This window comes from Streptomyces sp. NPDC048650 (genome assembly GCF_043199095.1).
Taxonomy (GTDB): domain Bacteria; phylum Actinomycetota; class Actinomycetes; order Streptomycetales; family Streptomycetaceae; genus Streptomyces.
In genome coordinates, this window is the sequence record NZ_JBICVM010000001.1 from 1,241,887 (window position 1) to 1,255,627 (window position 13,741).

Sequence of the window (13,741 nt, forward strand, 5' to 3'; positions counted from 1 at the left end):
TTGCGCGCGGGCGCACCCCGGGCGTGGCTCAGAGCGTGGCGAACGCCGCCTCGAGGATGTCCAGGCCCTCGTTGAGCAGGTCCTCGCCGATCACCAGCGGCGGCAGGAAGCGGAGCACATTGCCGTAGGTGCCGGTCGTCAGGACGAGCAGGCCCTCCTGGTGGCAGGCCTTGGCGAGCGCGCCGGTGGCCTCCGGGTTCGGGTCCTTGGAACCGGACTTGACCAGCTCGATGGCGATCATCGCGCCGCGGCCGCGGACCTCGCCGACGACGTCGTACTTCTCCTGGATGGCGTTCAGGCGCGCCTTCATGACCGACTCGATGTGCTTGGCCTTGGCGTTGAGGTCCTGCTCGCGCATGGTCTCGATGGAGCCGAGCGCCGCGGCGCAGGCCACCGGGTTGCCGCCGTAGGTGCCGCCGAGGCCGCCCGCGTGCGCGGCGTCCATGATCTCGGCGCGGCCGGTGACGGCGGCCAGCGGCAGGCCGCCGGCGATGCCCTTGGCGGTCGTGATCAGGTCCGGGACGATGCCCTCGTCCTCGCACGCGAACCACTGGCCGGTACGGCAGAAGCCGGACTGGATCTCGTCCGCGACGAAGACGATGCCGTTCTCCTTCGCGAAGTTCGCGATGGCGGGCAGGAAGCCCTTGGCCGGCTCGATGAAGCCGCCCTCACCGAGCACCGGCTCGATGATGATGGCCGCGACGTTGTCCGCGCCGATCTGCTTGTTGATCTGCTCGATCGCCTGGGCCGCGGCCTCCTGGGCGCAGTTCTCCGGGCCGGTCAGCCAGCGGTAGGGGTAGGCGACCGGTACGCGGTAGACCTCGGGCGCGAACGGGCCGAAGCCGTTCTTGTACGGCATGTTCTTCGAGGTCAGCGCCATCGTCAGGTTCGTACGGCCGTGGTAGCCGTGGTCGAAGACGACGACCGCCTGCCGCTTGGTGTAGGCGCGGGCCACCTTGACGGCGTTCTCCACGGCCTCGGCGCCGGAGTTGAACAGCGCGGACTTCTTGGCGTGGTCGCCCGGGGTCAGCTCGGCGAGTGCCTCGCACACCGCGATGTAGGGCTCGTACGGCGTGACCATCGCACAGGTGTGGGTGAAGTCGTTGAGCTGCGCGGTCGCCCGGCGCACCACGGCCTCGGCGCTGTTGCCGACCGAGGTCACGGCGATGCCGGATCCGAAGTCGATCAGGGAGTTGCCGTCCACGTCCTCGAGGACGGCGCCGCCGGCGCGCTTGACGAAGACGGGCAGCACCGCACCGACGCCGGCTGCCACCGTGGCCTGCTTACGGGCCCACAGCTCCTGCGACTTCGGGCCGGGGATCGCGGTGACGATGCGACGCTCCTGGGGGAGGGCCGGGCCTCCGGACAGTTCGGTCATGGCGGTCTCCTGGGGTCGAACGGGGACGTACAGAGGTCTTGTTCTCGCAGGTTAGGGCCGCTCGACCGGCCCTGGCATGTTCCGATCGGGAGAAGTGTGCGTGTTGCCTTGTCCGCACCGGACATAGCGACGGCGCGCGGCCAGTAGATTGAACGGCGGCAGCTGGCGGTTCGAGGGGGGACAAGGGCAGCGGATGGATACCGAGGGCACGCAGGACGCACGCAACACCCGCTCCGGCCGGGTCCCGCACCCGGCGGCACCCCCGGACGCACCGCCGCCCCCCGCCGCGCCGCCGCTGCCCGCGACGCCGCCCGGCAGCCCCGCCGGCGCCCCCGAACCCCCGCTGCTCGGCTGGCTGCGGACCCCGCGCCCGGAGGCCGGGCCGGGAATCTGGACGTACGGCCACCGGCCCCGGCCCGCGCGCGAGCCCGAGCGGATTCCCGGCCGGCAGCTGGTCAGCGGTGCGCTGATCTCGTTCCTCTGCGGCTGGCTGCTGTGGTCGCTGCTGTGGAACCAATACCTCGGCAGCTACTGGCTGTGGCCCCTGGTGCTGCTGACCCCCGACTCCTGGCGGGACGGCAGCGACCCGATGGCCTACGTCTGGGCCAGCTACCTCTACTACGGCCTGTTCCTGGCCGCCATGGTCGCCGTCTTCGGGCGCCTCGGCCGGTGGCGCGAACTCGCCCGCCGCTTCCTGCTGCCGCTCGTCATGCCGCTCGTACGGCGGCTGCGCGACCGGGCGCCGGCCGCCGCCCCCCAGCCCGCCGCCGACCCCGCCCAGTGGCCCGAGCTGCGCGCCCACGGCGCCCCGGACGCCGCGGACAAGCTCGCCCAGGAGGCCCGCGCCGGGCGGATGAACGATGTGGACGTGGCCAGGATCGACCGCGCCTGGCGCTCGGTGCGGGCCGGCAACAACCCCCTCGCCTCCTTCACCGACACCGTCCTGCGACAGGGCGCCGCGGCCTGTGCGCACCCCTCGGGGCGGCGTGACCTGGCCCGCCGGGCCGCCGACCACGACCTCCTCGCCCACCAGGTGCGGATCGGCACCGCCGCCGACCACGAGCGCAACCCCTACCAGTACCGGGGCGCCGGCTGCGCCCTGGAACCGGGCGTGCTCGGCACCTCCCTGCTGGCCGTCGGCCCCGCGGGCAGCGGCAAGACCACCCGGGTGGTCGGGCCGGTCGTGGAGTCGATGTGCCTGCAGGCGCTGGCCGGGCAGTGCGCGGTGATCGCCGTCGGGCCGGCCGGCTCCGACCTCGGCCCGGACGACGCCTTCGACGTGGTGGTCAAGATCGGCCGCCCCGACCCGGACTGCGATCTCGACCTCTACGGCGGCACCACCGACCCGGACGAGGCGTCCGGAATCCTCGCCGAGGCGCTGGTCGGCGATCTCGCCGAGCAGTTGCCCGGCGGCGACAGCCGGCGCGCCGCGACGGCCCTCGCCCAGCTGCTCGGCCCCTTCCGGGCGGCCCACGACCGGTTCCCCACCGTCCCCGAGCTGCGCGAGCTGCTGGACGGCGACCCCGGGGCGACGGGCGCGCTGCGCACCGCTCTGGAGGGAGCCCGCGAGCAGACCCTGCTGCGCGAACTGGACGCCCGCGCCCGGCAGTCGGAGCGGCCCGGGGACGTCGGCGTGCTGCTCGCCGACCGCATCGCCCTGCTCGACCGGCCCGCGTTCGCCGACTTCTTCGACCCGCTGGGGCGTACCCGCCAGGTCTCCCTGCGCTCCCTCGACCACCCGCTGCGGGTCCGTATCGAGCTGCCCGAGCGCGGCCATACGGAGGCCTCGCGGATCCTGGCGCGGCTGGTGCTCGCCCAGTTCACCGAGTGCGCGGTGGCGCGCACCGACCGCTCGCTGTTCGCCTGCCTGGTGCTCGACGAGGCGGCGCACACCGTCACCGCCGAGGCGCTGCGCGGTCTTCAGCGGCTGCGCTCGGCGAACGCCGGCGTGGTGCTCACGCTGCGCTCACTGGACGAGGTCCCCGGCGCGCTGCGCGGCGCGCTGCTCGGCGCGGTCGGCTGCCGGATGGCGTTCGCGGGGGTGACGACCTGGGACGGGGCGCGGTTCGCCGAGGTGTGGGGCAAGGAGTGGGTGGAGACCCGTGATGTGACGGACCGTCAGATCATTGCGGAGAGCGCCGCGGGCAAGGCGTTCCACGTCTTCCGCCACCTGGTCACCGGCAAGGCGGCCACCGCCAAGGCCGTCACCGTCCGCACCGTCGAGCGGGAGCGCTGGTCCGCGTCGGACCTGGCCAATTCCGTACCGGCCGGGCACGCGGTGCTCTCGGTGACCTCGGTGCGGGGCGAGCACGCGCCCCCGGTGCTGGTGGACCTGCGGCGCTAGATCCTCCAGGTGGCCGGCGCACCTCGGGTGGGGCGTCGCCCCGAGGGCGTCTGCCCGGATTCGTCCGTACGAGAGGTCCCCCCGATTCCTCCGCTGAGGCAGAATCGGGAGTGGCCGTTCATACGGGACGGCACAAAGGTCCACTGGGCGGCCGTCGGCTCCCCGTCGTCTGCGAAGGTCTTATGCCCCACACCCTGGCTTCCCTGGTCAACCACACCGCGCTCAAGCTGACCGTCCTCGCGGGCGAGGACCGGCTGAACGTCCCGGTGCGCTGGGCGCATGCCAGTGAGCTGACCGACCCGGTCCCGTACATGGAGGGCGGCGAGCTGCTGCTGATCACCGCCCTCAAGCTGGACGCGGAGGACGCCGAGACGAGCCGCCGTTACGTGCGGCGAGTGGCGCAGGCGGGGGTCGTCGGGCTGGGCTTCGCCATCGGGGTCAATTACGAGGACGTGCCCCAGGCCCTGGTGGAGGCGGCCCGGCTGGAGGGCCTGCCGCTGCTCGGGGTGCCGCGCCGGACCCCCTTCATCGCCATCAGCAAGGCCGTTTCGGCCGCCGTCGCCGCCGATCAGTACCGCGCCGTGACGGCGGGCTTCGAGGCGCAGCGGGAGCTGACCCGGGCCGCGCTCAGCGCCGAGGGGCCGGCCGAGCTGCTCGCCCGGCTCGCCGCCCACCTGGACGGCTGGGCCGCGCTGTACGACGCGTCGGGGTCCGTGGTGGCCGCCGCCCCCGACTGGGCCGCCCGGCGGGCCGCCCGGCTGGCGGACGACGTGGGGCGACTGCGCGAACGCCCGGCGCCCGCCAGCTCCGTCGTCAGCGACACGGACGGTGACGACCGGGTGGAACTCCAGTCGCTGGGCACCGGACGCCGGGCGCGCGGAGTGCTCGCGGTGGGGACCGGTGCGCCGCTCGGGACGGCCGAGCGCTATGCCGTGCACTCCGCCGTCGCCCTGCTCACGCTCACCACGGAGCGCTCCCGCGCCCTTCAGGACGCCGAGCAGCGGCTGGGCGCCGCGGTGCTGAAGATGCTGCTCGCCGGGGAGCCGGACCACGCCCGTGCGGTGGCGGGCCGGCTGTACGGCGGCCTGCTGGACGCGCCGTTCCGGATGATGGTGGCCGAGTCGGTGGCCGCCGAGGACGCACCGGGCACCGTGCCGTCGGGCGCCGCCCCGGCCGTTCTCGACGAGCTCGCCGATGCGATGGACTCGGCCGCGGCCCGGACCGGCGAGGCGGTGCTCGCCGTCCCCGACGGCAGCCGGCTGATCGTGCTGGTCGCGGACGGCGGGGCGGCCGCCGGCGCCTGCGCCGAGTTCGCCGCCCTGGCCGAGGCCCGTTCCGGGGCGCAGCCGCCCGCGCGTGGGCGTCCGGCGCGCGGCGAAGAGGGCCGCGGCGAGGGCCTGGCCGTCGGGCTGTCCGCGCCGACCGGGCCGATGGCCGCCGCGAACGCCTACCGCCAGGCCGAACAGGCGCTGTACGTCGCTCGCCGCCGGGGCCGCGCGCTGGTCGAGCACGAGGACGTGGCCGCCGGTTCCGTCCTGCCGCTGCTCGCCGACGACGCCGTACGGGCTTTCGCGGACGGGCTGCTGCGGGCGCTGCGCGAGCACGATGCGACCGGCCGCGGCGATCTGGTGGCCTCGCTGCGGGCCTGGCTCGCCCGGCACGGCCAGTGGGACGCGGCCGCCGCCGACCTGGGCGTCCACCGCCACACACTGCGCTACCGGATGCGGCGGGTGGAGGAGATCCTGGGCCGTTCGCTGGACGACGCGGACGTGCGGATGGAGCTGTGGCTGGCACTCAAGGCGACGTCGGTGCCACCGGGGGAGTGAACGCGGGGCCCCGCCCGCCCGAACGGCCTCTTCCACCGCGGAGAGACACGCCCATCGATTGTGCCGCTTCGGACAAACGCCATGGCGGCGCCGCGCCCCTACCGTGGGTGCAGCGGAGCCGCTCGCCGAGCGCTCGCGGAGCCATACGCACCATCCACCACTTCGGAAGGGCCGGGATCCACTGTGCCGAACACTGCTGCAGCCCCCACCGCCTTTTGGCTCGCCGGCCGGAAGACCACCGGCGAGACCACCTTCGACGTCACCTCCCCCTGGGACGGACGTCACGTCGGTACGGTGAGCGTCCCCACCGAGGCCCAGGTCGAGGAGGCCATCGCGGCCTCCGTCGCCGTCCAGGACGAGCTCGCCGCGACCCCCGCCCACGTGCGGGCCGCCGCCCTCGACCACGTCGGCCGTCAGCTGGTGGAGCGTACCGAGGAGATCGCCCGGCTGATCTCCGCGGAGAACGGCAAGCCCATGAAGTGGGCGCGCGGCGAGGTCGGCCGGGCGATCTCCGTCTTCCGCTTCGCGGCCGAGGAGGCCCGCCGCTTCAACGGCGGCGAGGCCCAGCGCCTGGACACCGACGCGGGCGGCGCCGGCCGCCTCGCCCTGACTCGCCGCTTCCCGCGCGGCACGGTCCTGGGCATCGCCCCGTTCAACTTCCCGCTGAACCTGTGCGCCCACAAGATCGCCCCGGCGATCGCGGCCGGCGTCCCGATCATCCTCAAGCCCGCCCCGGCCACCCCGCTCTCCGGCCTGATCATCGGCGAGCTGCTGGACGGCACCGACCTGCCGGCCGGCTCCTGGTCGATCCTCCCGGTGGGCAACGAGGCGATGCCGGCGCTGGTCCAGGACGAGCGGCTGCCCGTCATCTCCTTCACCGGCTCGGAGAAGGTCGGCTACGACATCCTCGACTCGGTGCCGCGCAAGCACTGCACCCTGGAGCTCGGCGGCAACGGCGCGGCCGTCGTCCTCGCCGACTTCTCCTCCGAGGCGGACCTGGACTGGGCGGCGCAGCGGATCGCCACCTTCTCCAACTACCAGGGCGGCCAGTCCTGCATCTCCGTGCAGCGGGTCATCGCCGACGCCTCCGTCTACGACCGCCTGGTGCCCAAGATCGTCGCGGCCGTCAACGCGCAGGTCACCGGCGACCCGTCGGACGACGCCACCGAGGTCGGCCCGCTGGTCAACGAGGCCGCCGCCAAGCGCGTCGAGGACTGGGTGGACGAGGCCGTCCAGCGCGGTGCGAAGCTGCTCGCGGGCGGCAAGCGGGACGGCGCCTCCTACGCGCCGACCGTCCTGGCGGAGGTGCCCGCCGGCGCCACGCTCGCCTGCGAAGAGGTCTTCGGCCCGGTGCTGACCCTCAAGAAGGTCGACGGCGAGGACGAGGCGTTCGCCGCGGTCAACGACTCCAAGTACGGCCTGCAGGCCGGCGTGTTCACGCACGACACCCGGACGGCGTTCCGTGCCCACCGCGCCCTGGAGGTCGGCGGCGTGATCGTCGGCGACGTGCCGTCCTACCGCGCCGACCAGATGCCCTACGGCGGCGCCAAGCAGTCCGGCGTGGGCCGCGAGGGCGTCCGCTACGCCATGGACGACTACACCTACGAGCGCGTGCTGGTCCTGACCGGCCTGGCCCTGTAAGCGGACGGCGACCCCGCCACGTCCGACGGCACCGGACCGGCCTGGACCGGTGGACAGCGACGGCCATCCCTTGGGCCGTACTGCCGTCCAGGCTCCGGCCGGCGCACCCCCCGGCGCCGGCCCCGGCCGCGGCGCGCTCCGGCACCCTGTTCCGGAGCGCGCCGCGGCCCCCTCTCTCCCCGCCCGGCGGCCCTCGCGTCCCCGCCGTGCCCGAGTTCGACGGTACGGCCCCTTCGCCCCCGCTTCCTCCTGTCGGAGGCGGAGCCGGGCCTTCACCCCAGGGTGGAGCCGCCGCCCCACGTACAACCAGCGCGGTACGCGGCACCCCCCGAACGGCGGATACGGCGGACCGCCGCGCGGCTGCGACCGCGCCCCGGACGGCCCATGGCGGATACACGTCCGCCGGGCCGCCGCTTCCCCGCCCCACCACTGGTGCAACCCCCGCGGATCGGGTAACCCTCACAAGTAGCACTGTCCGGCGGCCGCCCGGCCCTCCGGCGCAGCACTCCCGATCGCGGCGAGGTGAGCTCCTGATGACCGCTCCGTCCATCCGCAAGGTTTCCGAGCGCGAAGCGCGGCAGGTTGCCGAGGCGGCCCGTGAGCAGAACTGGCGCAAGCCCAGCTTCGCCAAGGAACTGTTCCTGGGACGCTTCCGCCTCGATCTCATCCATCCGCACCCCACCCCGGCGGCCGACGATGTACGGCGCGGCGAGAAGTTCCTGGCCACGCTGCGCGAGTTCTGCGAGACCAAGGTCGACGGTGCCCGGATCGAGCGCGAGGCGCAGATTCCGGACGAGACGCTCAACGGGCTCAAGGAGCTCGGCGCGCTCGGCATGAAGATCGATACCAAGTACGGCGGTCTGGGGCTCACCCAGGTCTATTACAACCGGGCCCTCGCCCTGGCCGGCTCCGCCAGCCCCGCCATCGGCGCGCTGCTCTCGGCGCACCAGTCCATCGGCGTGCCGCAGCCGCTGAAGATCTTCGGTACCCAGGAGCAGAAGGACACGTTCCTGCCGCGCTGCGCCCGTACGGACATCTCGGCGTTCCTGCTCACCGAACCGGATGTCGGCTCCGACCCGGCCCGACTGGCGACGGCCGCGATTCCGGCCGACGACGGCAGCGACGACTACGTCCTCGACGGCGTGAAGCTGTGGACCACCAACGGCGTGGTCGCCGACCTCCTGGTGGTGATGGCGCGGGTGCCCGCCTCCGAGGGCCACAAGGGCGGCATCACCGCGTTCGTCGTCGAGGCCGACTCGCCGGGCATCACGGTCGAGAACCGCAACGCCTTCATGGGGCTGCGGGGCCTGGAGAACGGCGTCACCCGCTTCCACCGGGTCCGCGTCCCGGCGGCCCACCGCATCGGCCCCGAGGGCGCCGGCCTCAAGATCGCCCTGACCACGCTCAACACCGGGCGGCTCTCGCTGCCCGCGATGTGCGTCGGCGTCGGCAAGTGGTGCCTGAAGATCTCCCGGGAGTGGTCCGCGGCACGTGAGCAGTGGGGCAGGCCGATCGCCGAGCACGAGGCCGTCGGTGCCAAGATCTCCTTCATCGCGGCCACCACGTTCGCCATGGAGGCCGTCGTCGACCTCTCCTCGCAGATGGCCGACGAGAACCGCAACGACATCCGCATCGAGGCCGCCCTCGCCAAGCTCTACGGCTCCGAGATGGGCTGGCTGATGGCCGACGAGCTGGTCCAGATCCGCGGCGGCCGCGGCTTCGAGACCGCCGACTCGCTCGCCGCCCGCGGTGAGCGGGCCGTCCCCACCGAGCAGATGCTGCGCGACATGCGCATCAACCGGATCTTCGAGGGTTCCACGGAGATCATGCACCTGCTGATCGCCCGCGAGGCCGTGGACGCCCACCTGTCGGTCGCCGGTGACCTCATCGACCCCGACAAGAGCCTGGCCGACAAGGGCCGGGCCGCGGCCAAGGCCGGCGGCTTCTACGCCCGCTGGCTGCCCAAGCTCGTCGCCGGCCCGGGCCAACTCCCGCGCACCTACCAGGAGTTCGGCGAGCTCGCCGGTCATCTGCGGTACGTCGAGCGGGCCTCCCGCAAGCTGGCCCGCGCCACGTTCTACGCGATGTCCCGCTGGCAGGGCCGGATGGAGACCAAGCAGGGCTTCCTCGGTCGGATCGTCGACATCGGCGCCGAGCTCTTCGCGATGAGCGCGGCCTGCGTACGGGCCGAACACCTGCGGCTGAGCGGCGAGCACGGCCGCGAGGCCCAGCAACTCGCCGAGGTGTTCTGCCGCCAGGCGCGGATCCGCGTCGAGGAGCTCTTCGGCCGACTGTGGACCAACACCGACGATCTCGACCGCAAGATCGTCTCCGGGGTCCTGGGCGGCAGCTACACCTGGCTGGAGGAGGGCGTCATCGACCCCAGCGGCGACGGCCCCTGGATCGCCGACGCCACCCCGGGTCCCAGCACGAAGGACAACGTGCGCCGCCCCGTCCGCTGAGGTGACACGCCCTCTCCTCGTACGGGCGGCCTCCGGGTCCCCCGTACGAGGAGCCCCGCGGACCGGCAACAATGGACCGCATGACGGACTCCCTCGCACATCCGCACCTGCGCTTCGAGCCGGCCGCCACCGACCCGGCAGGCCCGGGCGGCCCCCGTTCTCTCGTGATCCTCGGCTCGACCGGTTCGATCGGCACGCAGGCGATCGACATCGTGCTGCGCAACCCCGGCCGCTTCGAGGTCACGGCGCTCTCGGCGGCCGGCGGCCGGGTGGAACTGCTCGCCGACCAGGCGTACCGGCTGCGGGTGCGGACGGTCGCCGTCGCCCGGGAGGACACCGTCCCCGCACTGCGCGAGGCCCTCGCCGCCCGCTACGGCACCGGCGAGCCGCTGCCCGAGATCCTGGCCGGCCCCGACGCCGCCACCGAGCTCGCCGCCTCGCCCTGCCACACCGTCCTCAATGGCATCACCGGCTCCATCGGCCTCGCCCCCACCCTCGCCGCACTCAAGGCGGGCCGAGTGCTGGCCCTGGCCAACAAGGAGTCGCTGATCGTCGGTGGCCCACTGGTCAAGGCGCTCGCCCGGCCCGGCCAGATCATCCCCGTCGACTCCGAGCACTCCGCGCTCTTCCAGGCGCTGGCCGGCGGCGCGCGCTCGGAGGTCCGCAAGCTCGTCGTCACCGCCTCCGGCGGACCGTTCCGCGGCCGCACGAAGCGGGAGCTGGCCGGCGTCACCCCCGAGCAGGCCCTCGCCCACCCCACCTGGTCCATGGGCCCGGTCGTCACCATCAACTCCGCGACCCTCGTCAACAAGGGCCTGGAGGTCATCGAGGCGCACCTGCTCTTCGACGTCCCCTTCGACCGCATCGAGGTCGTCGTCCATCCGCAGTCCTACATCCACTCGATGGTGGAGTTCACCGACGGCTCGACCCTGGCCCAGGCCAGCCCGCCCGACATGCGCATGCCGATCGCGCTGGGTCTGGGCTGGCCCGACCGCGTCCCGGACGCCGCACCCGGCGTGGACTGGACGAAGGCGCAGACCTGGGAGTTCTTCCCGCTGGACGAGCGGGCCTTCCCGTCCGTCCCGCTCGCCTGCCGCGTGGGGGACATCGGCGGTACCGCACCCGCCGTTTTCAACGCCGCGAACGAAGAATGCGTGGCCGCCTTCCTCAACGGCGGGCTGCCGTTCACAGGGATTGTGGATACGGTCACCGAAGTGGTCGACGAGGGCTTGGCATCCGGAGTGGTGATGAAAATGAGCCAAGGCGAAGCGCAGCCGGGCGGCACGCCCGGTCAGGGAACCTCCCTGACCGTGGCGGACGTCCTGCAGGCGGAAACCTGGGCGCGTGCGCGCGCCCGTGAACTGGCCGCCCGCGCGGCACGCACACCTTCGGAGGCTCGCGCATGACGACCTGGATGACCATCCTCGGCATAGTCGTCTTCGTCGTCGGCCTGCTCTTCTCCATCGCCTGGCACGAACTCGGCCACCTCTCCACGGCCAAGCTGTTCGGTATCCGCGTGCCGCAGTACATGGTGGGTTTCGGGCCGACGATCTTCTCCCGCAGGAAGGGCGACACCGAGTACGGCATCAAGGCCGTCCCGCTCGGCGGCTACATCCGCATGATCGGCATGTTCCCGCCCGGCGACGACGGACAGCTGCAGGCCCGCTCCACCTCGCCGTTCCGCGGCATGATCGAGGACGCCCGCTCGGCGGCCTTCGAGGAGCTGCAGCCCGGAGACGAGAAGCGGCTCTTCTACACCCGTAAGCCCTGGAAGCGCATCATCGTGATGTTCGCCGGGCCGTTCATGAACCTCGTCCTCGCGGTCGTGATCTTCATGAGCGTGCTGATGGGCTTCGGCATCAACACCCAGACCACCCAGGTCGGCTCCGTCTCGGACTGCGTCATCTCGGCCTCCGCCAAGACCGACAAGTGCCCGAAGACCGCCAAGGACTCCCCGGCCAAGGCCGCGGGCCTGAAGGCCGGCGACAAGATCGTCTCCTTCGACGGGCACGCCGTACCGGACTGGGACACCCTCCAGGGCCAGATCCGCGACACCACCGGCCCCGCCACGATCGTCGTCGAGCGGCACGGAGCCCGGACGACGCTGCGTGCCGACCTGATAGAGAACAAGGTCGCCAAGACCGACGGACACGGCGGATACGTCCCCGGGCAGTTCGTCACCGCCGGCTTCCTCGGCTTCACCCCGGCCAGCGGCGTCGTCCCGCAGTCCTTCGGCCAGTCCGTGGACCGCATGGGCAACATGGTCGAGCAGGGCGTCTCCTCGCTGGTCCAGCTGCCCGGCAAGATCCCGGACCTGTGGGACGCCGCGTTCAACGGCGGCGAGCGCAAGCAGGACTCCCCGATGGGCGTGGTCGGTGCCGCCCGGGTCGGCGGCGAGGTCTTCTCGCTGCACATCCCGCCGGAGCAGCGGGTGGCGACCATGCTCTTCCTGGTCGCCGGCTTCAACCTCTCGCTGTTCCTGTTCAACATGCTGCCGCTGCTCCCCCTGGACGGCGGACACATCGCGGGCGCTGCCTGGGAGGCGATCCGACGGTCCGTCGCCCGGGTCTTCCGGCGTCCCGACCCCGGCCCCTTCGACGTCGCCAAGCTGATGCCGGTCGCCTATGTCGTCGCCGGGGTCTTCATCTGCTTCACCCTGCTGGTGTTCGTCGCCGACGTGGTGAATCCGGTGAAACTGACCTGACGGCGCTCGCGGCCCGACGGCGCTCTTTGACCGGAAAGCGGGTTTGGGGACGGCCGGGCACCTCCACGGCGTTTGGAGGCGCCCGGCCGTTCTCTTTCGGGGGGCCGCGGGGGAGCGATGTGCTTACGGCAACCCGGGTGCCGTAATCTCGGATGCCGGAGCCCGCCGATTCGGGACCTTGATCCACACCTTGGGGTTGCTCGCCAGATGACTGCCATTGCGCTGGGAATGCCGGACGTACCGACCAAGCTCGCCGACCGCCGCGTCAGCCGCAAGATCCACGTCGGTACGGTCGCCGTGGGCGGAGATGCGCCGGTTTCGGTGCAGTCGATGACGACCACGCGGACGTCCGACATCGGTGCGACGTTGCAGCAGATCGCGGAGCTGACCGCTTCCGGCTGCCAGATCGTCCGGGTCGCCTGTCCCACCCAGGACGACGCCGACGCGCTGCCCGTGATCGCCCGGAAGTCCCAGATCCCGGTCATCGCGGACATCCACTTCCAGCCGAAGTACGTCTTCGCCGCCATCGACGCCGGCTGCGCCGCGGTCCGGGTCAACCCCGGCAACATCAAGCAGTTCGACGACAAGGTCAAGGAGATCGCCAAGGCGGCCTCCGACGCCGGCACCCCGATCCGCATCGGCGTCAACGCCGGCTCCCTGGACCGCCGCCTGCTCCAGAAGTACGGCAAGGCCACCCCCGAGGCGCTGGTCGAGTCCGCGCTGTGGGAGGCGTCGCTCTTCGAGGAGCACGGCTTCCGGGACATCAAGATCTCGGTCAAGCACAACGACCCGGTCGTGATGGTCAACGCCTACCGCCAGCTGGCCGCCCAGTCGGACTACCCGCTGCACCTGGGCGTGACGGAGGCCGGCCCCGCCTTCCAGGGCACCATCAAGTCCGCGGTCGCCTTCGGCGCACTGCTCAGCGAGGGCATCGGCGACACCATCCGCGTCTCGCTCTCCGCGCCGCCCGCCGAAGAGGTCAAGGTCGGCCTGTCGATCCTGGAGTCCCTCAACCTCAAGCAGCGCCGCCTGGAGATCGTCTCCTGCCCCTCCTGCGGCCGCGCCCAGGTCGACGTCTACAAGCTCGCCGACGAGGTCACCGCGGGCCTGGAGGGCATGGAGGTGCCGCTGCGCGTCGCCGTCATGGGCTGCGTCGTCAACGGCCCGGGCGAGGCCCGCGAGGCCGACCTCGGCGTCGCCTCCGGCAACGGCAAGGGCCAGATCTTCGTCAAGGGCGAGGTCATCAAGACCGTCCCCGAGTCGAAGATCGTCGAGACGCTCATCGAAGAGGCGCTGAAGATCGCCGAGCAGATGGAGAAGGACGGCGTCGAGTCCGGCGCCCCGGTGGTCTCCGCCGCCGGCTGATCCCGCGCTCCGCCGCCGGCC

The 13,741-nt window shown here is 72.5% G+C and carries 8 protein-coding genes; 7 read left to right on the top strand and 1 reads right to left on the bottom strand.

Features of this window, described 5'->3' with window-relative positions; translation table 11 throughout:
* Positions 1-28: 28 nt before the first annotated feature.
* The gene (gene gabT / locus ACGFML_RS05695; protein ID WP_393540260.1) at positions 29-1,378 is read right to left on the bottom strand and encodes a 4-aminobutyrate--2-oxoglutarate transaminase; all 1,350 of its coding nucleotides are present in this window, start codon (positions 1,376-1,378) and stop codon (positions 29-31) included.
* Between the two features lie 193 nt (positions 1,379-1,571).
* Here gabT and ACGFML_RS05700 point away from each other — a divergent pair, with 193 nt between their 5' ends.
* The 7 genes from ACGFML_RS05700 (at position 1,572) to ispG (ending at position 13,720) form a co-directional block, all read left to right on the top strand.
* Complete coding sequence (locus ACGFML_RS05700) at positions 1,572-3,722, top strand: ATP-binding protein (RefSeq protein WP_393540262.1); 2,151 nt, start codon at positions 1,572-1,574, stop codon at positions 3,720-3,722.
* Positions 3,723-3,904: 182 nt separating this feature from the next.
* Entirely contained in the window at positions 3,905-5,548 is a 1,644-nt protein-coding gene (locus ACGFML_RS05705; protein WP_393540265.1) for a PucR family transcriptional regulator, read from the top strand.
* A 183-nt stretch (positions 5,549-5,731) separates the two neighbouring features.
* A complete protein-coding gene (locus ACGFML_RS05710; RefSeq protein WP_393540267.1) occupies positions 5,732-7,189 on the top strand; it encodes an aldehyde dehydrogenase family protein in 1,458 nt (485 codons plus the stop codon).
* Positions 7,190-7,722: 533 nt separating this feature from the next.
* Positions 7,723-9,651 (top strand): acyl-CoA dehydrogenase family protein, encoded by a 1,929-nt coding sequence (locus tag ACGFML_RS05715; RefSeq protein ID WP_393540269.1) that lies wholly within the window; start codon positions 7,723-7,725, stop codon positions 9,649-9,651.
* 80 nt (positions 9,652-9,731) lie between these two features.
* Entirely contained in the window at positions 9,732-11,057 is a 1,326-nt protein-coding gene (dxr, locus tag ACGFML_RS05720) for a 1-deoxy-D-xylulose-5-phosphate reductoisomerase (RefSeq protein ID WP_393540271.1), read from the top strand.
* Positions 11,054-12,355, top strand: coding sequence for a M50 family metallopeptidase (locus ACGFML_RS05725; RefSeq protein ID WP_393540273.1), 1,302 nt, complete (start codon positions 11,054-11,056; stop codon positions 12,353-12,355). The genes dxr and ACGFML_RS05725 overlap by 4 nt, the downstream gene beginning before the upstream one ends.
* A gap of 207 nt (positions 12,356-12,562) precedes the next feature.
* Positions 12,563-13,720 carry a flavodoxin-dependent (E)-4-hydroxy-3-methylbut-2-enyl-diphosphate synthase gene (gene ispG / locus ACGFML_RS05730; protein WP_393540275.1) on the top strand — a complete coding sequence of 386 codons (1,158 nt, stop codon included), beginning with the start codon at positions 12,563-12,565 and terminating at the stop codon, positions 13,718-13,720.
* Positions 13,721-13,741 lie beyond the last annotated feature (21 nt).